General features: G+C 62.7%; 18 protein-coding genes and 1 pseudogene. 16 read left to right on the forward strand and 3 right to left on the reverse strand.

The genetic code is table 11. From position 1 onward, the window contains the following. Positions 1–142: 142 nt before the first annotated feature. From AC1DIO_RS32830 to AC1DIO_RS32875, 10 genes and pseudogenes are all read left to right on the forward strand, one after another. Positions 143–526: pseudogene (locus AC1DIO_RS32830) on the forward strand (integrase core domain-containing protein); the annotation flags it as partial. Between the two features lie 179 nt (positions 527–705). Continuing rightward, complete coding sequence (locus AC1DIO_RS32835; protein ID WP_476854714.1) at positions 706–2,016, forward strand: hypothetical protein; 1,311 nt, start codon at positions 706–708, stop codon at positions 2,014–2,016. A gap of 1,282 nt (positions 2,017–3,298) precedes the next feature. Next, positions 3,299–5,407, forward strand: coding sequence for an AAA family ATPase (locus AC1DIO_RS32840; protein WP_476854715.1), 2,109 nt, complete (start codon positions 3,299–3,301; stop codon positions 5,405–5,407). Continuing rightward, complete coding sequence (locus AC1DIO_RS32845; protein WP_476854716.1) at positions 5,404–5,604, forward strand: hypothetical protein; 201 nt, start codon at positions 5,404–5,406, stop codon at positions 5,602–5,604. Before AC1DIO_RS32840 ends, AC1DIO_RS32845 begins: the two co-directional genes overlap by 4 nt. Positions 5,605–5,707: 103 nt before the next feature. Then, positions 5,708–6,040 carry a DUF6634 family protein gene (locus AC1DIO_RS32850; protein ID WP_476854717.1) on the forward strand — a complete coding sequence of 111 codons (333 nt, stop codon included), beginning with the start codon at positions 5,708–5,710 and terminating at the stop codon, positions 6,038–6,040. Between the two features lie 283 nt (positions 6,041–6,323). Beyond that, a complete protein-coding gene (locus AC1DIO_RS32855) occupies positions 6,324–6,815 on the forward strand; it encodes an antitoxin Xre/MbcA/ParS toxin-binding domain-containing protein (protein ID WP_476854718.1) in 492 nt (163 codons plus the stop codon). Positions 6,816–7,804: 989 nt separating this feature from the next. After that, a complete protein-coding gene (locus AC1DIO_RS32860; protein ID WP_476854719.1) occupies positions 7,805–8,362 on the forward strand; it encodes a TnsA endonuclease N-terminal domain-containing protein in 558 nt (185 codons plus the stop codon). After that, positions 8,362–10,491 (forward strand): Mu transposase C-terminal domain-containing protein, encoded by a 2,130-nt coding sequence (locus AC1DIO_RS32865; RefSeq protein WP_476854720.1) that lies wholly within the window; start codon positions 8,362–8,364, stop codon positions 10,489–10,491. The genes AC1DIO_RS32860 and AC1DIO_RS32865 overlap by 1 nt, the downstream gene beginning before the upstream one ends. Before the next feature lie 4 nt (positions 10,492–10,495). After that, positions 10,496–11,578 carry an ATP-binding protein gene (locus AC1DIO_RS32870; protein ID WP_476854721.1) on the forward strand — a complete coding sequence of 361 codons (1,083 nt, stop codon included), beginning with the start codon at positions 10,496–10,498 and terminating at the stop codon, positions 11,576–11,578. Further along, a complete protein-coding gene (locus tag AC1DIO_RS32875; RefSeq protein ID WP_476854722.1) occupies positions 11,578–13,407 on the forward strand; it encodes a TniQ family protein in 1,830 nt (609 codons plus the stop codon). Before AC1DIO_RS32870 ends, AC1DIO_RS32875 begins: the two co-directional genes overlap by 1 nt. On the opposite strand, the gene AC1DIO_RS32880 is transcribed toward AC1DIO_RS32875, so the two are convergent. Both AC1DIO_RS32880 and AC1DIO_RS32885 read right to left on the reverse strand, forming a co-directional pair. Next, positions 13,404–13,550, reverse strand: coding sequence for a hypothetical protein (locus AC1DIO_RS32880; RefSeq protein ID WP_476854723.1), 147 nt, complete (start codon positions 13,548–13,550; stop codon positions 13,404–13,406). The two genes, AC1DIO_RS32875 and AC1DIO_RS32880, sit on opposite strands and share 4 nt — an antisense overlap. Before the next feature lie 1,028 nt (positions 13,551–14,578). Continuing rightward, complete coding sequence (locus AC1DIO_RS32885) at positions 14,579–15,766, reverse strand: AAA family ATPase (protein WP_476854726.1); 1,188 nt, start codon at positions 15,764–15,766, stop codon at positions 14,579–14,581. Between AC1DIO_RS32885 and AC1DIO_RS32890 the strand changes: the two genes are divergently transcribed. From AC1DIO_RS32890 to AC1DIO_RS32915, 6 genes are all read left to right on the forward strand, one after another. Next, the gene (locus AC1DIO_RS32890) at positions 15,743–16,603 is read left to right on the forward strand and encodes an SDR family NAD(P)-dependent oxidoreductase (RefSeq protein WP_476854724.1); all 861 of its coding nucleotides are present in this window, start codon (positions 15,743–15,745) and stop codon (positions 16,601–16,603) included. The two genes, AC1DIO_RS32885 and AC1DIO_RS32890, sit on opposite strands and share 24 nt — an antisense overlap. 320 nt (positions 16,604–16,923) lie before the next feature. Then, positions 16,924–18,669 (forward strand): alkaline phosphatase, encoded by a 1,746-nt coding sequence (locus AC1DIO_RS32895; protein WP_441508071.1) that lies wholly within the window; start codon positions 16,924–16,926, stop codon positions 18,667–18,669. A 44-nt stretch (positions 18,670–18,713) separates the two neighbouring features. Continuing rightward, positions 18,714–19,178 carry a hypothetical protein gene (locus AC1DIO_RS32900; RefSeq protein ID WP_441508070.1) on the forward strand — a complete coding sequence of 155 codons (465 nt, stop codon included), beginning with the start codon at positions 18,714–18,716 and terminating at the stop codon, positions 19,176–19,178. Between the two features lie 34 nt (positions 19,179–19,212). Beyond that, the gene (locus AC1DIO_RS32905) at positions 19,213–19,875 is read left to right on the forward strand and encodes an ABC transporter ATP-binding protein (protein WP_441508069.1); all 663 of its coding nucleotides are present in this window, start codon (positions 19,213–19,215) and stop codon (positions 19,873–19,875) included. Next, positions 19,872–21,107, forward strand: coding sequence for an FtsX-like permease family protein (locus tag AC1DIO_RS32910; RefSeq protein ID WP_441508068.1), 1,236 nt, complete (start codon positions 19,872–19,874; stop codon positions 21,105–21,107). The genes AC1DIO_RS32905 and AC1DIO_RS32910 overlap by 4 nt, the downstream gene beginning before the upstream one ends. 279 nt (positions 21,108–21,386) lie before the next feature. Beyond that, complete coding sequence (locus tag AC1DIO_RS32915; RefSeq protein WP_441489968.1) at positions 21,387–21,542, forward strand: hypothetical protein; 156 nt, start codon at positions 21,387–21,389, stop codon at positions 21,540–21,542. Positions 21,543–21,704: 162 nt separating this feature from the next. Here the strand turns inward: AC1DIO_RS32915 and AC1DIO_RS32920 are convergent. After that, positions 21,705–22,025 (reverse strand): integrase core domain-containing protein (locus tag AC1DIO_RS32920; RefSeq protein ID WP_476854725.1); only part of this gene is annotated, 321 nt, incomplete at its 5' end.

A 22,025-nucleotide genomic window follows, 5' to 3' on the forward strand; every position in this document is an offset into this window, starting at 1 on the left:
ATGGTTGGCCTCGCTCCAAAGTGTTGTCTCGACAACCTCACTTTAGAGACCTTCTGGCCGGCCATGACCGCCGTGACGGCGCGCTGCGCTACGCAAGGCTTCGCGCGCCGTCAGGCAACGGTCGAGCCTCTTCCCAATGTGCTACGGCAGCGAGTTCACCAGCAACGCGATCCTCGCATGGGCGGATCAGGCCCGCGTCGAATGGCACTACATCGCGCCCGGCAAGCCGATGTAGAACGGCCTCATCGAAAGCTTCGACGGCCTCCTGCGCGACCAACTGCTCAACGAGACGCTCTTCTCGTCGATGTCGCAAACACGGGCCGCATTGGCCGCCTGGCGCGTCGATTACAATACCGCCCGCCCTCACTCACAGCTCGGCTGGCAGACCCCCACGGCCTTCGCCTCGACCTTCACCCCTCGCCGGGCACTGGCGCCGCGCAATGTGAAAAGCACAGCGGCAGAGCCCATCGCTTCACCGGCCCGAACGGGCTCCGAAATCGCCGGAAACGAACTCAACGCTGGATAAAAACTAGGGGCAACGGCAATCAGGAGAAACTGTTCATCCTCTTGGCCGGCGATATTCCAATGACATTGTACAACTATATTTCGAACACTTAGCAAATCCCCTCTTGGCCATCCGGACTTCACTTGCCCCCTCACTTCGTCGAAATTGTGAGGCTCGGTTGAATGCGGCGGCGAGGAAGAATGGACACGGAAACCACGCGATCTGCCCCCTCTGGCATCGCACGCGACGACTTGTATGAGCGCGTCTGGGCCAAACCCATCAACCACTTGGCTGAAGAATTCGGCGTGTCTCACTACCACCTCGCGCGCATCTGCGAGGCGCTCAACGTGCCAAGGCCGCCCGCTGGGTACTGGCAGAAGAAGGCGGTGGGCAAGGAAGCGCCCCGTCCCGGCCTGCCCGCCGCATTGCCCGGAGACCAGGTCCGTTGGGATAGAGGCACACGGCTCTCCGCGCCTCCGCCGAAGCGCGTGTACCGCCGTGTGGACAGGAAAGCGGCAGATCGCCCTTACAAGCCGATGCGCCACCCCATGCTGATCGGCGTCGAGGAGTCTTTCCAAAAGTCGCGCACCGACGAGCAGAACGAGTTCCTCCGGCCGTACAAGTATCTTCTGCCCGATATAGTGGCCTCGGCCGACCACCTCGCTGCCGCGCTCGACATCGCAAACGAGATTTACAACGGACTCGATCTCAAGGGGCATCGCGTCATGTTCGCGCCGGCCKACCAGGAGATGCGGCGCATTCACGTCGACGAGCAAGAAGTTCCTCGTAAAGACCGCAAGTATGGGCGCTACCAAACGGGCAGTATCTGGTCGCCGCGCCGCCCCACGATCACCTACGTCGGTTCGATCCCCGTCGGCTTGGTGCTGACCGAGATGACCGAGCGCGTGACGATGCGGTACCTAGACGGTTCCTATGTCCGCGAAGACAGCAAGTTGGTCCGCTCCGCCCGGCCCTGGCAGCTCACTCACTCCTGGACCACGGATCAAGACCTACCCTGCGGCCGCTTTCGGTTCGTCGCGTACTGTCCACTCGCCAACATCGAATGGTCCGCGAGCTGGCAGGACACACAATCGGCTGACCTCAAGTCGCTTGTCCCCTCGATAGTCTCACGGCTGCAAAGCTCCGAGGGGGAGCTCCGAGCTCTGATCTTCGCAGAGGAAAAGGCTGCCGCCCAGCGCCGTAAGGAGTGGGCCGAAGCGCAAGAACGGTACCGCCGCCAAGAGGACCGTAGAGCTGTCGAACGAGCGCTGGCAGACAGCAAGGAGCAGCTTGCGGAGATCATGGAGAAGTGGGCGGCCGCTACCGCAGTCGAACGCTTCTTTCAAGAGGCAGAAATGCGCCTAGCAAAGGTCGATGACGAGCGCCGGGCCGAAATTGAGGCGCGCCTCGCGTTGGCCAGATCAATGCTTGGGGAGCAAGATCCCCTTCGATTTCTCTCAGAATGGCTAGCTCCTCAAGAAAGATATCAATCCAAGTACCCTCGACTATGAGCACAATTGCCATGCGTTGGAGCCCAGCGTGATGACCGCTGGGCAAGGCACTGAGAGTGTCGGCATTTTTGCCGTTTGCAAGAACTGATTGTGCAATCCTACAATCCGAGGCGTCAGTCCATTTAACCGGCCACCAATGGTCGTGTAGGCGCCCCTATGCCGGTCAAGCCAGCCGTCCCTAATCGCTCGCAGCATCCGACTTCTCTTCATGCGGATTTGAAGGAAGTGCGGAGCGCGAAGCCCGGCGCCCGCTCTGACGAGCAGACAAGCCCCAACGCCAGAACATCTGACGCAATCAGAGAATGGAATTCCATCAGCGGTATGAAAATCTTTCACTTTGGCGACGGCTCCCCTCCTCCTATAAGCGCCACAGGTTTAATGCCGATGCCACCGGATCGCGTGCTCCCAGGGTTTCTCTCTCAGGCCGCCCGGGAGCTGCTAAATGTGACACAGTCTTGGCTGCGGGAGCACGCGCAGGTGTCCAAAAAGACGATCAATGACTTCGAAAATGGCTATGCCGCGCCAAAGACTGCATTAAATTTGAGGATCAAGCGAGCCCTCGAACATGCCGGTGCGCAGTTTGTGCACGGCGAGGATATCGTTKGCGTCGTGGTCTACACGTCTCGGAGCGCCGGACGCCGCTGATTGTTCGACGGCGACAAAGCGGCGTCGCATTAACCATATTTCACTCAAATTGTATCCATTTTTTATATCACTGATATAATTTATCTTGTTCAGCGCGAATTGATGGCATCTCCGCGCTGATGGCGACCAGCGGCAGCGATTGCCGATGTCCATATGCGGCCTCGCAACTGCTGGCAGGTTACCGCCATCGCTCCATCTAATCGACCAGCAGCCCCTCCACCTCCCAAGTGCAAAGGCTGCTGTCTTCGAACACATCGCGGAGCCATTCATGGTTGACCAGAAGCGCTTGGGCTTGGCCTACCGAGGATCTCGCAGTTTTGCCGCGGCGGGCGGCTTTGGGCTCGGAGGGGGACATACCAGGGCCCGTCCCTTGGCGAAGAGGTTACATGACGCCGCCTGCCTCTTCGGTGATGACGATATCTCGGCACTGCTGGACGAAGAGTTCGATGAACTGTCTTGCGAGCCCGAGCGACTATTGAGGCTGGCAAACCAACCCTGATCGACTGAGCGGGCTGAAGGCTGCCGCCAGCCTTATCGCGGCAATTGCCGCGACGGCTGCTCACCGGCTGCCGCGCCTCTTCGGCGCCGCCCTCACCCTCCAATCGCCTTCTCTGGCCAATATCGCACGGGAGGATTCATGACGCGTGGAAAATCGTCTGCAGCTGACCGCGACTCCATTCCAGCCCGCAAGGATCTGTTGGCGCGGGCTTACCTCGAAATCCTGGCCCGGGAGGCAGGAGCCAAGATCCAGCCCATGCTCCGCGCTGAGTATACGGATGAGGCGTTGGAGCGCCTGATCGACGACCTTGAGGACAGCTTCGACGACGATCGCGTTTCGGTCCTCCGGCCGGATCTGGCGGCCGTTGCGGTGCTGATAGCACGTGCAGTCGAAGACGTGTCTGGCTTGGCGCGTCGCATCCGCCGAGATGCTCCAATCGTAGTGCTGACCACTCATAGCCCGAACCTCGTTGACATGGCCAAAGAGGTTACCCAGAGCTGCGTGCTGCCGTCGCACTCGCGTGTGATGGAGGCCGGCTCAATTGTTGGCTCGCAGACCCGTGCGATCCTCGTTGCCCGTGATGGCGCTGCAAGAGAGGACCGACCCGACAAGGGCAATAAAGAGATCACCGCGGCCCTCCAGCGTCGGATTCCGGTGATGGGTATCGCGGCCGATCCGGCTCGGCATTTGCCGCAAGCGCTGATGCGCACGGCAGAGTTTCGTCTCTCGCTTCCCTCTCTGGATCAATCCGCCATCGCTTTGGTTATCGAGGTGGTGACCGGACGTGCACCCACGCGCGCAATGGACCCTGACCTCATCCGGCTGCTCGATGTCGACGATCTCCCTTTGGCATTCCGCTTCGGCCGCGCCGGCGACGCATGCCTCGACGCGATCGAAGACGTCGTCAGAAAGAAGGGCGAATACCTGATAGAGGGGCCCTCACTTAATGAATTGGCTGGGTACGGAGCCGCCCGCGAGTGGGGGCTGCAGCTAGCGGACGATCTGAATGAGTACAGATCGGGGAAACTCAGCTGGGCTGATCTCGATCACAAGGGCCTCCTCCTGTCGGGGCCTCCCGGCGTGGGCAAAACCCAATTTGCTCGCGCGCTGGCGAAATCGGCGAGAGTTCCGCTCGTCTCGACATCAGTCGCGCAGTGGAATGCCGCGTCCTATCTATCCGGCACTTTGCAGGCCATTCGCGATGCATTTTCGCAGGCGCGCAGGCAGGCGCCTAGCATCCTGTTTATCGACGAGTTGGACGGCATCTCTGACCGGTCCAAGCTTCAAGGCGATTACGTCGAGTACTGGACGCAGATCGTCAATCTTTTGCTCGAACAGCTCGCTGGTATCGAGGAGCGGTCTGGCGTTGTCGTTGTCGCTGCGACGAACCATCCCGATAGGATCGATCCTGCGATCAAACGGGCTGGAAGGCTTGATCGAGAAATCCAGATCGACCGACCGGATGCCGCGGCGCTGGTCGAGATCTTCCGGTACTACATCGGGGCTGCGCTTCCCCCATCCATCGATCTCACACCGCTGGCGCTGGCTTCGCGTGGCGCGACCGGCGCCGATGTCGAGGCGCTCGTTCGTCGCGCCAAAGGCACCGCCCGGCGCGCCAGGCGCGATCTCACGCTCGAAGAGCTGTTGTCGACCATTGCCGCGAGCGCACCGGCCCTCTCGCCGGACGCACGTTGGCGCATCGCTGTCCATGAGAGCGGCCATGCCTTGGCTGCTCACGAGTTGGAGGCCGGGTCGGTCTGCGGAATTTCTCTCCATTCTCGGGGTGGGTTCTTCGAATTCGAAAGCAACCTGACAGGGTCGGCCACGTTTGATCGCTTTCAAAGCGAGATGATCGTGCTCATGGCCGGTCGAGCTGCCGAGCGCCTCATTCTGGGGGATGCGAGTGCAGGTGCCGGAATGAGCATCTCATCCGATCTGGCGCGAGCGACCGGCTTCGCGATGCTAGTCGAGACGCAATGCGGGCTCGGTAGCTCGGGCAGCGCTTACCTTGCCGAGATCAGAAATCTCGCCCAGCACCCGAAGCTGCATAAGGCGGTCAACGAACACTTGAACGAGGCCGAAACAAAGGCCCGCCTTCTACTCGATCGAAAGAGGGGCAGATTGCTCGCGCTCGCCAATGCGCTTGATGCCCAAGGCTATCTATCCGGCGACGACATCAAATCCATTGTCGAGGTCGGTCCTGTCGAACTCAGCGAGGCTCAGGACGAATTTGGGAGGTGCGCGTGACCCATCTCGATGACGTGCTCAAGAAGGATCGGACGGCGGAAACTCTACCCGAGGTGGAAACCCGGCTCCTCAAGGCCACCCATGATCTTTCGGCCACGCTGGGTGTCGATCCCGTGGATGCACTGTGCGCCCTGGCATCCGTTGTCCAACGGCGGGCCGACTTCGAGCGGCTCAAGGCGCAGACAGACCGACCATAACCAGCTCGCCCTAAGCTCAGACCCGCTTCCACATCACTGCAACGCAGCCGCGGCCGGCGAGCGAGGCCGGCTGCTTGCTCGCATCGCATCGGGAGAATGAACCATGCGGGAATTGGTGCAGAAGATTACGGCCGCCGCTGAGGATCTCCGGCGACTCGAAGAAGGCTGGATTCCGTCTCAGTCTGATCTGCGAGAGGCCGTGATCCTTGAGGACTGGATGATCGGGGGCGATCCCCTCACCGGTCAAACGGTATTCTGGGGCCGATCGATCGGGCATCCGATCCTTGGAGATCGGTTCATTACAACGAGCCCGCTTATCTGGATCAGTCAGGATCGCACCATCGCTCGCACACTTTCGCGCTGGTATCGCCTTGGGAAGTGCGCATCGCCGCCCACTGACGCGCCGGCGCCAGAGCTGGAGGCCGACGGCCCATGAGCTTTATTGGCGTTCCCGACTGCGAGAGGTTTCACTTGGTCCGCGCAGCGAAAGAGCTGCGCCCACTCCTCTCGCTCAGCGTCGAAATCGTCCTTCTCAGGCCGCTCTTTGACGAACTCGCTGACGGTGGTCCTCCGATCCGTGTTGTCGAGACGGAGCCAGTCCAAACGCACAGTCCCTATCCAATCGTGGCAGTCGTCGACTATCTCACGACGCAAATCAGGCGCGTGCCGCGGCACGCGGATTTCACGTTCTTCTCGTGCCGAACGCGGGCCCCCGGTTCATGAAGCGGGCGCGACGGAAGTTGAAGGGCAGTGGTCGGCAGGAAAGGTCTGTTAGGGAGCGTTCAGCGGCATCTCGCGGGGCTAGCGCGACCTCAGCAGCTTCCAACGAGTCAGGTTTCACGATTACGGAATTGGAGGCGGCAGCCGCTGCCGTTGTGAGACTCTTCCAAAAGTGGAAGCTCTCAGACGAAAAATCGCGTCGGATCCTCGGAAATCTCGATAGAGAAACGTTCGCGCGCTGGAAGAGTGCTACTGAATATGGCCCATTCGATCACGAATTGGCGGTCCGGCTCTCACTGCTGATCGGAATTCACAAGAACCTCCGCCTGCTGTTCAAGGAACCGGCTCGCGGCTACGCGTGGATAAAGCGACCGAATTCGGCTCTCGGCGGCCTTCAGCCTGTGGACATAATGATCAGAGGGGACGTCGCGTCGTTAGCCGAAATTCGCGCCTACCTCGAACGCACGATTGTAGGCTCGTCGGATCTCTGACGTTCAGATCCGAAACATCGTTGCACGAGGTACTGCGCCGCCGCCGATATGTGCGGGCGGGAGAACTACGCGATGCCACGCCCAGTCACGCTAGAGGCGTTGAACGTGCGCGATGCGGCGACAAGAGTCGATCAAAGAACTGACTGCCACAACGAAATGGTGGATAGCCCGGAAGAAAATTTTCGACCCTGGCCCTTTTTTCTAACCCGCGCGCCTCGTCGCATGCACTGAACGTCGAAGCGGCCGTTCGGATCAAAATTCTGCTGATCCTCGAGGCGCTTGCGAGAACTGAAGCAGTATTGATCATCGTAGTCCGCGGCTTGGCCAACCGTTCGTCAACCCCACATGTCAAGCGCCGGCAAGTTTTCAACAGCTTCCAATCCACGGATGATTGGCCCTGCCGAAGAACACCCAGCAAGATCTCTGAATCGACGATCCAAGCAGATTCGCTCATAGCTGTTCGGGCGGAAGCGGCGAAGAGTTGCCGTGACCTGCAGAGACAACAAATAGCAATGGAGATCGCAACAAAGAATACGATTTCATCGTCGTACTAAAAGCGCCTCACCACTCAGTTCTGAATGATAGAGAATACGCATGAACACATCGCGTAGCCGATGCTTCATGGTCATTAATCAAACAAGAACGGGCGCCCTGATCAACGACCTGTATGCCCATATCCATCTTCCGCTTCCATTCGAGGCCCAGGAAACCTTGGAAGCGGAGCGCAATCGAACTCAGTGCAAGACCAAACCCGACGCTCGTTAGTGGAAGCATTTTGCGTAAACCTACGCAAGTAGTCTTTTACTGCACGGAGCAGGATTGCGGTCGCACGTCAAATGACTGGAACCGAACAAGTGCAGAACCTCCCCAATTCCCCCGCGCCGGCCTGGCATCCTCCAGGCCGCTCAGTCACGTCCCGCAATGTGCACGGGAAAAGCCGCGGCGCTTGCCGACCGTCTGTCGTCGGCGGCGCAGAGCTGCGCGAGATCATGTGCGAGAGTGAGCTCGAAAAGAAAGCCGCGCATTTCCTACTGACGCATCCCGTGGTCGCGGACCTGAGGGAGCAGCCGCCATCGGTCGTATGGTTTGACGCCGCTGGCCAGAAGCACCGCCACACCTTCGATTTCCTCGTCACCCTGAAGGATGGCCGTAAGTTGGCCGTGGCGGTCAAGCCGAAGGCCCGGGCCGAGCGCCACCGCCTCGCCGATGTCCTCGCTTCGATCGCAACCCAGCTCCCGCGCGGTTTCGCGGACGGCGTGCTGCTGATCACGGATGCCGACCTGCCGCGCGACTTGGTCCACAATTCGGCGCTCTTGCATCACGCCCGTAGGGCGCCTGACCAGGGTCTCGACGCTGCGGTGTTGTCACTGGCCAAGGCGACCTCGGTCACCACGATCGGCACGCTCGTCCGCGAGAGCGGCCGCGGCGGGGATGCCTTTCGTTCTATCACGCGCTTGATTGCCAACGGGGTGATCTCGGTCGTTGGCCAGTCGCGCATCGGCTACGCGACGCAGGTCACGGCCGCAAACGGTGGGGAGGTCGCGTGATGAACGTGCACGTCCCCATGTTCCGCATCGGCCCCGACGACCGTCTCGGCATCGACGGCATCGAGTATCGCATGCGCAAGCGCCTGCCCCAGGGCTATGTGCTCGCCCGCGTCGACGATCCCGGCGTGATCGAGGACTTCAGCCATGAGCGGCTGCACCTGCTGTCTCAGACCGCGAGGTTCCGTTTCGATCGCGGCGCGTTCGATCTCGCCGCAATCGCAGCTCGCTTGGAAAGCGAAGTGGATATCGTCGCGGATATCCCGATCGACGAGCGCGAAATGGTTCTGGCGCGCCGCTACTACGCGGTGGCCTTCCTCAAGATGGAGGCCGAGAAGAAGGCGACGAGGTCCGACGCCTCGATGAAGTTGGCGATCGAACAGATCGACAAGGCCTACGTCGACCATCTGCACAAGGCAGAGGCCAAGCGAAACGACGAGGGCAATCTCATCCCTGTCCGCCCGAGACACAAGAAAGCGGCGCTCGCGATTAGCCCTCGGACCCTGAGGAACTGGGTGAAGGCTTTCGAGAACGCGGGGCTCCGCGCCACGGCGCTGCGCTCTCGATACCGGCGCAGCGGGGACCGGGTCACCGTCCGGCTCGATCCGGCGATCCGGCGTTTGCTTGCTGAATTCGCGCTCCAGTATGCGTCCGAGAATCGACCGACGATCCGCGCTGTCTACCTCCGGCTTTTGGCCACTCTCGATGCTATCAACCACGAGCGTGTCGCACAGGGCTTGCCGGCCCTGAAGGCCCCCTCCTACGAGCGGCTGGGCGCCGAGATCAGGACCTTGCCTGCGTTCGACGTCTACGCGGGGCGGTTCGGCCTGCCGGCCGCGATGAAGCGCTTTCTGATCGTGGCAAACGGCCCCGATGTTGAGCGCCCCCTGCAGCGCGTCGAGATGGACGAGTGGCGCATCGACTTGATGACGCTCATTGAGGATGTGGGGATTCTGGAGGCCCTGTCGCCGGATCAGCAGGACGAGCTCAAGAAGAAGCGGTATTGGGCCTGCGTGGCCATCGACGCCGCCACGCGTGTCATCCTCGGCATGAAGGTCGCGGCAGGCGTCAGCGCCGAGCTGGCGATCGAGGCCCTCGAGATGGTGGTCACGCCGAAGCGGCGGTATGCTGACTCCGTCGGGGCGGGCTCCGATTGGGACCACCACGGCAGCCCAGAATCCATCGTCCACGATCAGGGCGCCGMATTCATGGCGGGAGCCTTCCGACGCGCGATCATCGACCTGGGCTGCGACCCGGACGCTCCACCGGCCGGGCTGGCCTGGCTGCGCGGGACCATCGAAAGGGCGTTTCGCACGATGGAGGGCCAGGCGTTGGCGCCATTCACCGGGCGGTCATTCGGCTCCGTCGACGCCAAGGGCGACTACCAGCCCGAGGAAAGGGCAAGCCTCACCATCGAGGAGCTTTGCGACGTCCTGGTTCGGTGGGTCGTGGACGTCTACCACAACACGCCGCATGCAGGCCTAGGCGGCGAGACGCCGGCGAACGCCTGGTCCCGCCTCGTCGCCAAGTTCGGGATCATCCCGGCGCCCGATCGTCACGTCCGTCGCGCCATCTTCGGCCCGGACCTGAAGCGGACCGTGTCCACCAGAGGCGTCCGATGCCTGGGCTTGTTCTACAATTGCCTCGAACTACAGGCCCACCGGCGGCATCACGGCGACGCCGACATCGAAGTGAAGCTCGATCCCTCGGATCTGGGGCACGTGTCCGTGCGCCTCGGCACAGGGTGGGTCGCGGTTCCCTGCATGCGCCCGTGCTTCAATGACGTGCCCACCTCCATCTGGCTTTCCGCATCCAAGGACCTGAGGCGGCGCTTCGTTGCCGAGGCAAAGCTGACCGATACCATCGTGGCTGCCGCCATTCGCGACGCTTGGGAAATGGCCCGCAAGGCCCAGCTCCGCACCGGCATCCTCGCGACGCGCCCGAGCCAACAGGAGCTCGACACCCTCGAATTGCAGATCGGTCTCGGCTTCCCCTCTCCGGAAGACGCAGCGACCGCTCCAGCCTCGGCGCCCACCGATCTGATGGACAAGGCCATCCCCAGCGGCAAGCCGAACTCGGCGCCGCCGCAGCCACAGTCCACTCCCTCCCGCATCATCAAGTCGAGGAGCTGACCTCGTGAGCGACACGCCTTTCACCTCCGCGGTCGAAAAGCTCCGCGCTTGCCTCCCCCAGTCCGAACTGCGCGTGGTCAACACGATGGCGCAGGTTCGTGCCGAGTACGTCGAGACCGACCTGGACGAGCGCCTCCGCAAGAGCCTTGACGCCCTGATCCGCACGATCGTCAGCAAGCGCGCGCTTAGTCAGACCGACGTCAACCCGCCCCGCAAGGAAGCCCGTGCCATTGTCGTGGTTGGCGAAGCCGGGACGGGCAAGACCGCTTCCATCGATCGGCTGTTCCGGACCCACCCGGCCTTGAAGGGCTACGGGCAGCCTGGTTCCGGTTGCCCTCTGGTCAGCGTCACGGTTCCGGCGCCGTGCACGCTCAAGTCGCTCGGCATGACGATACTCCACGGCCTTGGGTATCCGCTGGCGCGGGATCTCCGCGAGCATCTGCTCTGGGCCCGCGTCCATGAGGCGCTGAAGACGGCAGGTATCCTCCTCCTGCACTTCGATGAACTGCATAATCTCACAGACAACGCGAACGTCCTGGAGATCGACACGATCCGTAAGTCGATGAAGTCGATCATGGTCTCGGACGACTGGCCCGTCGGCCTCGTCATCAGCGGCCTGCCCAGCCTCGTCCCGGCCATGCGCGAGATCGACGAGGTGCGGCGCAGGGGGCGTTTCATCCAGCTGCCGCCGTTGTCGATGCCGGGCGACAACATGCTCATCGCCGAAGCGCTGTCCCGCTGCTGCTCCGCCGCCGCGATCGCGACGCCCGAGGGCCTAGCGGAAAAGATTGGGCCTCGCCTCGCCCACGCAGCTCTCAATCGCTACGGCATCGCCGTGGAACTGATCCATGAGGCGATCGAGAACTGTCTCATGTCGGCCAAGGACGAGCTCGCGATGCACCACTTCGCGGATGCGTTCGCAGACCGGACCGGATGCGGGGATCGGATGAACCCGTTCATCGCGCCGGATTGGCCCGACATCGATGCCAGCTTGGTCTTGCTCGATAGGATGCCGCCCGACCCCATCTTCGCCGACGATCCGAAGCCGAAGTCGGCCGGCCGCAAGTCGAAGAAGGGGAAGCAATGATGCGCATCTTTCCCACCGTGCCGCCGCGCACGGACGAGACACCCGCCAGCCTGATCTCCAGACTGGCGGTTCGCCACAACGCCCCGTCCGTCGGCAGCTTCGCCCTCGACATGGGCGCACCATTCCAAGCCATCGTCGATGGCAAGCCGGAAGCGGTTCAGCTTGTCGCTGAGTTGGTTGGTTGCCCGGTCGAGCCGCTCCAGAATGCGACGATMACCAAGATCGGCTCCGGCTTCAACCACCGCGGCCAGAAGATGCAGAAGGCGAGCTTGAGGCGCGCCAGGGTGCTGGTTTGCCCGCGGTGCATCGCTGAGGACCTTGCATACGAGGCCAGTCCCTGGATGGCCAGCGGTCGCGTCCACTGGCTCCTCGATCCTATCCGGGCTTGCCGGCATCATGGGGTGATGCTCGTGGAGATCGGTCACGAGGAGCCCCCGGCCCCGCTGCACGACTTCGCGCGCTGCGTCGCCCCCTCTCTGGTGAAGATCCCGCGTTTGGCGGCCGAGGCTCAGGAGGTGCGGCTGTCTCCTATTGAGAGGTACCTGATMGATCGCCTTGAAGGACAGCAGGACCACACCTGGTTGGGCGCGTTGCCTTGGTATACGGCCGCGCGGACCTGCGAGATGATCGGGGCAGTCGAGGTCTTCGGGCGCAAGGCCTCGATAAAGGCCCTGACAGACCACCAGTGGCGCGAGGCAGGAGCTGCGGGCTACGAGATCGCGAGCGGCGGCCACCTCGGCATCCGTGCCTTTCTTGAGCGGATGCGGTCCACATATCCCGAATCCTACAGCGATGGCAGTGGCCCGCAAGCCTGGTTCGGACGACTCCACACTTGGCTGGCCGGTATGGATGAGGAGGACTACGATCCTCTTCGGGCTGTCCTGATTGACTTCGTTCGCGAGACGGCGCCGGTCGGACCGGATGATCAAATGTACGGTCGCCAGATCGTCGAAAAGCGGCGGCTGCATTCCATAAGGACTGCAGCGCTCGAAACCGGCCTCCATCCGAAGCGACTGCGCCGCCTTCTCGCCGCCTCCGGCACGATTTCGCCCGACCATCGCGAGTTGACGGATGACCGCGTACTCTTCTCTGCAGCGCAGGCTGAGGAGTTCCTGCTAAAAGCCAAGCACGCAATCAGTGAACGCGACGCCCAAGACTACCTGAATGCCGGGCGGGTCCATACTAGGCTCTTGGCGCAGGCTGAACTCATCACGCCTTTCGTTTCATCCGGGCAAGAGGTGCTCAAGGTTTATGCTTACGATACACGGGAGCTTGACGAGTTCCTCGTGGCGCTATCGGCAAAGGCGCAGGTCACGGCGGGCCACGCCGATCCGATCTATCGGATCCCTGAGGCAGCAAAGCGCGCCAATTGCAGCGCGGTGGAGATCGTGCGCGCGATCCTGGACGGCAAGCTGGATTGGGTTGGCCAGATCATCGGCGAGACCGGCTACATGGCCATGCTGGTCAACGTAATGGAGGTCAGGCGACTTGTTCGCGGTGGCCACGGCGACATGCTKACACTGACGGTCGTCCAGGCATCCTTACGGACAACATTTGGAGTTGTTGATGCGCTCGTTCGATCAGGCATCCTTCCATCCGAAACCGCGGTCAGTCCGATCAACAGATGTCCTTACACTGCCGTCAGAGCAGCTGATTTGAAAACATTTCAGACGACATTCGGATCACTTCAAGAGATAGCTCGTGAGCGCGGCACGCACTTCGCGCCCCTGAAGAAGGCTCTCATGAAGCATGGCATCGAACCCTGCTTCGGCAAGCCGGCCGTACCGGCCACATTCTACCGGCGAGCGGAGATCCCGCAAAACCTCTAGCCAATCTTGAACAGAAGAGAGCCCGGCTCGCACCACGCGAGCCGGGCTTTTTGCTGCCCGAGGTGAAAGGAAATCTTGTGATGCGCGTCGGGTTTGCGGAAGAACTTTGCACCCAAGCGCGGAAGGGTGAAGACGAAACTCATGCAACGGCGCCAATGAAACAAGGCGAAATTCGTGTGATTGCGGCGAACTTTCCCTCTCATCACAATTGGACGGACTGCGGCGATTCAGCATTTATAATGACACGCCGCGCCCTATTCCGACTTATCAAGCTTGCCTGCCCAACCACCGTCCCTCGGTTCAATCGGCTAGTTCGTTTGAGCCGAGGGAAAGAATGCAGCACGCGATTATCCGTATCCTCGTGCAGGGGAAGGCTCAGCGACCAGGTGGTTCGCCACCACGATTAGGGCTTGTGCACATGGGTTGCCCGGCGCGCGCCCACATAGCGCCGTAGCCGGGCAACACCTGTGTGCAAGTCCGGGTAGGCTCGAAGGCTCAAGTCCGTAAGCGCAGTTTCCACGTTCCGATAAGGCGTCACTGGCTTTGGCGAGCTTGTTGGCGAATTCGGACTATCCGGCTTCACCCATATTCGTCACAGACTTGGTCTCGATAGCGAACGTGGATTGAGCGCTGGATTTCTCGCGACCGCCTTCGCTCATTGGATACCCAGCCTGGTTTGAAACAACGCGCGTCGGGCCAACCCGGTAATCGTACGATCCGTGGAAGCCTGAAAGGACCGAACTCTAGGTGGATATCGGATAGCACCAAGTGGCGCCGGCGCCGCTTCGTTGTCTTAAGCTCCTCTGGCGTTAGGGTCTCTTCAGCGGATTGCGTCTGTTTCCTCGCCGCAGCGCTGGCTGGGGCCCAGACGCCGGCTGGAATCCTTCGGCAATCAAAGCCTCCGCAAACGTCTCAGGTCTGGCGACGACCTCAAGCAGTTCTGCGAGGTCTTCAACGGAGATCGCGATCACATGCTGTCTGGCCGACCCCGGGCCTCGCGATAGGCCTTGACCGACCGGCCCGCCCCCCCACGAGACCGGTCCGAGATCGGTTTCCGCAGCCGACGACGTCCGGGCGAAGTCGGCGAGCGCTTCAAGTAGCGCAACCTTCGGGCTTTCCACCGAGCGAGCGGCGGCGCGAATGCGCTGAACTTGCTCGTCCTGCATGATCTTCATTGAGCCTGGGCCACTTTTCCGCAATCCGGAGCAATCTCAGCAGTTGGCCGGACGGCGTCCCAACCTGAGAACAGGGCTGCGATGTGGGCGAATCCGATGCGCTTCTTTCCGAAAAGCTCTTCGGCCACCCGATCCGCCCCAATCCGGTGACGTTCGACGAGCAAACGTGCCCTGGCCATCTGTTCGGCTAGAATCTTCTCGATTCGCTCGCGAACGGCCTGCGACGTGTGGAGCAGGCGCCAGAGATCGGCCTCTCCATCCGCCGCCAGGAACGCCAATCCTTTGCCGAGTCCATAGGATGCCTCAAGCCGCAGCGCGGCGAGGGTCGCAAGGTGAAGGTCGCTACCGCGGATCCCACCACCGCCAACCGACCGACTACCCAGGATGACCTCCTCCGCAGCAATGCCCCCCAGCAGGAAACAGATCTCGTCAAGCAGCGCATTGGTCGTGATTTCGGCGACGCTACTCCCGGCGATTTGGACGCCGCCCAATGCTTGGTACCCCGAGGCCAGTTCGGCCGTGTCGCGGATCTCCACGAACTCAAAAGGCCTCTCCAGCACGACTGCGACGGTGGCATGGCCGGCCTCGTGGATGGCCGTGCGGCGCATCATCTTTTCCGGGATCGCAATTGTGGGCGGAAGCGACGCCAGGAGGTCCGTGATCGAGATGGCTCTCCGCGCCCGGCGAGCCAACCGACGGGCTTCGCGAACGAGTTGCTCCAAGGCAGCTCCACTCCAGCCCTCTGTCCGGGCGACGATCGCAGACAGGCTCTCGCCCTGAAGCGCATTCTCAAGATGCCAGCGGATGATGCCCTCTCGAGCGGGACCGTCAGGGAGAGGCATTCGGACATGGCGATCCAAGCGTCCCGGTCGAACGAGAGCGGCGTCGAGCCGATGCGGGTGGTTGCACGCACCGACCACAATCACCCCTTCTCGTTGCTCGGCGCCGTCGATGCATTCGAGCAAGGCTGCGACGACTTCCGTGCAGTACTGGGCGTTGTGGTCGGCGAACTTCTCCCGATCCCCGACTGCATCAATTTCATCGATGAAAATGATGGAAGGAGCCTTGCGACGCGCCTCGTCGAAAGCCGCGCGCATTGCCTTGAGCAAGTCGCCAAGATGACCACGTGATTGCCATCGCGCGAGCGATCCCAGAACCAAATGAACGGCGCAAGTGGCGGCCAGCGCTCACCTGTTCGGCCGGACCAGCCAGGAGTCGACGACGATCAAGGCCTGAGCCGATCCCTCACCTGGGAAGGAAGAGCTTCGATCCCTGCGGCGTGCCAAACCGGCCGTTGCGCCGGAACGCCGACTGACACCGACCGCGACACGACGCGCGGTCGGCGTCAGCAGCGCCAGGATCGCGTGCGCGATGTGGTCGAGGCAGCGAGGCAAAGGGGCGCCAAGGCGGTTCCCTTGCACCTGGATGTCGGGCGCAGCGACAGCTTCGCGGCGTTCCGGGATGAGGCAACGGCAATGCTGCAGCGCGAATGGAACGCAGGCTCCTTCGACTACCTCGTCAACAATGCGGGCTTCGGACAGATGGCCCTGTTCGAGGACACCAGCGAGGAGCTCTTCGACTCCTTCATGCGGGTGCTGTTCAAGGGACCCTATTTTCTGACCCAGGCTCTGCTTCCAGTGCTTGCTGACGGCGGTGCCATCGTCAATGTGACGAGCAATTCGACCCTGCAGAGCGGCATGGAGCCGGGCTATTCCGCCTATGCATCGATGAAGGGCGGCCTGACCGTACTCACCCGCTACATGGCCAAGGAGTTCGGCCGCCGCGGCATCCGCGTGAACGCCGTTGCGCCGGGCGCCACCAGGACCCGGATCGGCGACGATGCGTTCGATCGCTATCCGGAGATCATTCAGTCCATCGTCGAGAAGACGGGGTTGGGGCGTCTCGGAGAGGCCAGCGATGTGGGCGCCGTGATCGCAGCCGTGCTCTCGGACGAATTCCGCTGGGTAACCGGACAGTCCATCGAAGCATCCGGCGGCGCCAGGTTGTCCTTCGCCTGCTAGGCGAAACCGCAGCGCCTCCTGAGGTCGAGCCACGATCGGCCCCTGGCAATCTCACACGGGCCGGCCATCGGGGCACGCGCTGGCGGCTCGGGACGCGCCCTCGCGTCGCTCATGCCCGGGACGCGGGCGTCGAGGTCGCCCGTCTTCGGAATGGTGCAACCGCGCATCGGTCGGGCAGGCCGTCCCTGGATGCCCTGTTGATGTTGGGGCAGGCGTGGTCGGATGGTATTCAACAACATGCAGGGCTGTCGCCATCCTGTCATGTGCGGCTGCAACTAGCTCACCCCATCCAAGGGATCACGGATTATCGGAGGTTGGGGATGCAACTGAGAACGCTTTGGCATGCGGTAGCAATTGGCAGCGCCTTCGCTGCGGCCCCTGTCGCCGCGCAGACGATCTATCCCATCAACCGTGCCGAAATCCTCGAGGGCTCGCGCTTCGACTTCAAGGTCGAGTTCCCGAACGCGCCGACCTCGGCCGATGTCGCGGTCACGATCAACGGCAAGCCGGCCGCCGAAATCTTCGGCAAGGCCACGACCTTCATGCAGAACGAGGAAGGCCAGAAGCATTCGGCGCTGTGGCTGCGTGGCGCGACGCTTCCGGCGGGCAATTATACCGTCGAGGCGAAGCAGGGAACCAACAAGGCGACGGTCAAATGGGAGGTCTTCGCCACCACCCAGCCGCGCCGCGCCAAGAACGTCATCCTCTTCATCGGTGACGGCATGTCGGTCGCCAACCGCACCGCGGCCCGCATTCTCTCCAAGGGCTGGGACGAAGGTCGCTACAATGGCGAGCTCGCCATGGACGACATGTCCAACATGGCGCTGATCTCGACCTCGGGCACGGACTCGATCGTGACCGACAGCGCCAATGCCGCCCATGCCTACACCACCGGCCATAAATCCTGCGTCAACGCACTCGGCGTCTACTGCGCCAAGAACGCCCTGACGCTCGACCATCCCAAGGTCGAGACCATCGCCGAGGTGATCAAGCGTCGCGGCAAGATGGCGATCGGCGTCGTCACCAACTCGGAAATCGAGGACGCGACCCCGGCTTCGATGGTGGCCCACACCCGCCGCCGCTCGGATTTCAACGACATCGTCAAGATGTTCCACGATGTGCAGCCCGACGTGATCATGGGCGGCGGCTCCCCGAACTTCCTGTCCAAGGCGACCCACGGTTCGAAGCGGACCGATGAGCTCGACTTCATCGCCAAGTTCAAGGAGGCGGGCTACACGCTCGCGACCACCAAGACGGAAATGAACGCGGCTGTCGCGGCCGGCTCGAAAAAGCTGCTCGGCCTCTACAACACCGGTAACATCGACGGCGCGTTCGATCTGCGGCTKACCAAGAAGGGCACGGTTTCGAAGTTCCCCGACCAGCCGGACGTGGTAGAGCAAACCAAGGCTGCGCTCGACATGCTCAAGGGCAACGAGGACGGTTTCTTCCTGATGGTCGAGTCGGCCCGCATCGACAAGTACAGCCATTCGCTCGACTGGGAGCGTTCGGTGTTCGATACGATCATGCTCGACAACGCGGTGAAGGTGGCGAAGGACTTCGCCGGCGACCGCAACGACACCCTGATCATCGTGGTGCCCGATCACGCCCATCCGATCTCGATCATCGGCACCTATGACGACGACCGTCCGGGCCAGCTCCTGCGCGACAAGCTCGGCGTCTACGCCGACTCCGTGCCGCCGAACTACGGCCCGCTCGACGTGGACGGCTACCCCACCAAGGTCGACACCTCGCGCCGCCTCGCAGTGGTCTATGGCAGCTATCCCGACACCTGCGACACCGGCCGCCCGGACATGACCGGCGAACGCGTGCCGGCGGTCAAGGGCCCGGATGGCAAGACCAATATCGCGAACGAGAAGGACTGCACCGGCCCGCTGGCCGCGCGCCGGACAGGCAACCTGCCCTTCGACGCCAATAGCGGCGTCCACTCCGCCGACGACGTGATCCTGACTGCGATGGGCCCGGGCGCCGAGAAGTTCCGCGGCCATAAGCCCAACACCTATGTCTTCCGCGTCATGGCGGAAGCACTGGCGCTGGGCGGCAAGTAAGTAAGGCGGCAAGTAGGCCGGCCATCCGCCGACAGGGACGAGCGATGCAACGGCAACGCCATGAGATGCTGACCACCCGCCGCGTGACCCTCACGGGTCTCGCGGTGGCCCTGCTTTGCAGGGATGTCCGAGCGGCGGAGCCGGCCACGATCGCCTTCGACGGCCTCTACAGATCCTTCGGCGTGCTCGGCTTCCAGTTTTCGGACCGCGTCACGGCCCTGCGCGGACAAGAGGTACGCCTGACCGGCTACATGGCGCCTCCGCTGAAGCCGGAAAGCCACTTCTTCGTGCTCACGCGCGAGCCGCTGGCGATCTGCCCGTTCTGCCAATCGGATGCCGACTGGCCAGTCGACATCGTCGTCGTCTTCATGAAGGAGATCACGCCAATGGTCAGCGCCGGTCGCAAGGTCGTCGTGTCGGGTCGGCTGGAGATAGGCTCGGCCACGGATCAGGAAACCGGCTTCGTCAGCCAGATCAGACTCGTCGATGCCCGCTTCACACTCGCCTGAGCGATCCGCCGCTCGGACATTGCGGCTTTCAAACGTGACACTCGACCATCGCGGCGGCGACGGGCGCCCTTTCCGCGTGCTGGACGTTCCCGAACTCACAGTGCCTTCCGGCGCTCATATMGGTTTGCGCGGCCCCTCAGGCTCCGGCAAGACCTCGCTTCTGCACCTGATTGCCGGGCTGATCGTGCCGAGCACAGGCAGGGTCTCATGGGGCGAGACGGAGATCTCCTCCCTGTCGCCCGGCAATCGCGACCGCTGGCGTCTCTCGACGCTCGGCTCCGTCTTCCAGGATTTCCACCTGATCCCGGAACTCGACATCCTTGGCAACATCACGCTGCCCACGACCTTCTCATCCTGGAGGGTTGGCCCGGCCGAGCGGGAGCATGCCAAGACCGTCGCCGCGCGCATGGGTCTCACTGATCTGCGCCGCCGGACAGGAGTACTTTCACGTGGCGAGCAGCAGCGGGTTGCGATTGCCCGCGCGGTCTGCCGGCAGCCTGCCATGATCCTCGCCGACGAACCCACGGCCAGTCTGGATGCGGCCCATGCCGATGAGGTGGGCGCCTTGCTGGTCGATGCGGCCGTTGAGGCCGGCGCCACCTTGATTTGCGCCACGCATGATGCCGCGCTCCTGGCGCGGATGAAGCATCGGCTCGACATCAAGGCCGCGTCTCCGATTGCGAAGCAGGCCGCATGAACCCCTTCGCAATGATCCTCGCCGATCTTCGCGCCCTGCGTTGGACGGCGGCCGCGATTGTCGTCCTGATAGCGCTGGCGGTTGCAGTCGGCGTGGCGATCGGCGCGCAGGAGCGGGCGCTGCGGCAGAGTTCGGCCGCCGCGGCGGATGACTTCGCCCTCCTCATCGGTGCGCCCGGCAGCCAGACCCAGTTGCTGATGTCGACGGTCTATCTGCAGCTCGACGCGATCCCGCTGATGGAGGGAAGCGTCCTGCAGTCGCTGGCCCGGGACGAGCGTGTCGCCGCCTTCGCGCCGATCGCCTTCGGCGACGTCACACGTGGCTATCCGATCATCGGCACGACCGCGGCCTTTGCCACGCGCTGGGGCCGCGTCACACCGAGCGAGGGGCGCCTCTTCGCCAGGGAACGCGAAGCCTTGATCGGCGCCGATGTCGACTATCGGCTCGGCGAGAGCATCACGCCGTCGCATGGTGTTGCCGGCCAGACTCATAAAGCGGGCGAGGAGGATGAGGACGAGGCCGGACACCGCCATGCCGGCCACGACTACACCATCGTCGGCCGCCTGCCGCCGCTCGGATCGCCCTGGGACCGCGCGATCCTGGTACCGATCGAGAGCGTCTGGGAGGTTCACGGGCTCGGCAATGGACACGCCGCAGGCACCGAGACGATCGGGCCGCCCTTCGATGGCGTGCCTGTGCCCGGCGTGCCCGCGATCGTCGTCAAGCCGCGCAGCGTGGCCGGGGCCTATGCCCTGCGCAGCCAGTATCGCCAGGGCGGGACGATGGCGTTCTTTCCCGCCGAAGTCCTGGTCGGGATCTATCGCTCGCTCGGCGACGCGCGTGGTGTGCTTGTCTTCGCTTCCACGCTGAATGCGACGCTGGTGCTGGCCTCGATCCTTCTGCTGCTGATTGCGGTGACCGGGCTGCGGCGGCGGCGCTACGCCGTATTGCGTGCCATGGGCGCATCCCGGCTCTACGTCCTGCTCGTGATCTGGCTCGGCATGGCCCTGCTGATGGCGCTCGGCTGTATCGCCGGGCTGTTGCTCGGTGGTGCTGCTGCCGGCGTCCTGTCAGGCCTGATCGAGGCGCAGACCGGCCTTCGCCTCACGATCGCACTGGACAAGCCTGAATTCCTGCAGATCGCCCTGCTGTTCGTCGTCGGCACCGTTCTCAGCCTGCTGCCGGCGATCGCCTCGTTCGCCAACCCGATCGCGTCGGGACTGCGCGACTGAAGCGTGGCGGCTCCCGCTTTGCTGGCGAAGGTCAAGGTCGAACGGCCGCGGCTGTTCATGGTGCCATTCCCAGCGGTTAGTGCTTGATTAACGAAACCATCCAACGATCGCAACGCAGGGTTGTCATCGGCAGCGATGAGCCTAACCTCTCGCCGCACCATGATGGCATTCGAGGATGGCGATCGATGGCGGTCAAAAACGCGATGATCAGGAATGCGTGACGAACGACCAGAGCGCCGCCGAAACCGCGCTCCCKAGTTCCCTGGCCGGCGCCCAATCGTGCTGAATTCGGAGGCCGATTACCTGCGTGCTTGTGCGCGTGCCGGTGAGATCCACGCCGCAGCCGCCCATAATCCGATGACGGACCTCGAGCTCGAACGGCTCGCACTGGCGATACTGACCTGGGAATTGAAACGGGGTGGAAGTGACGTCTAGGGACGACACTGCATGTTGTGCCCGGGCCATCGCGGCAATGAACTCACCCTTCCGAGGAGATTGGCCGCCGGTCTTGGAGAGGACTGCCCCCTGCCCCTGTGCCGCCCGGCACAGGCCCCGAACGCACGCATGGCCCGCAGGATCATTGCGTTCGGAGCACGCCTAGCTGTCGTTTCCAAGAAGGTTGTTCAGTCTTGTCCATGGCGACTTTCCGCCGAGGGCTGAGTGAGGGCGGGAGAGGTTGTAGTTGTCGGCCCATGGTCCGATGGCGGCGTGGCGCTCTGCCGAGCTCTGATAGGGTCTTGCATAGGCCCATTCGCGCAAGCTGGTCTGGATAAAGCGCTCGGCCTTGCCGTTGGTTCGCGGGGTGTAGGGCCGGGTGCGGACATGGCGGGCGCCGGCCTTTGCGAGCGCGGCTGCGAAGAGCTTCGAGCGATAGGCCGAGCCGTTATCGGTCATCACCCGTTCGACGGTGACGCCGAG

The sequence above is a fragment of the Allobosea sp. 05T439 genome (genome assembly GCF_056396005.1).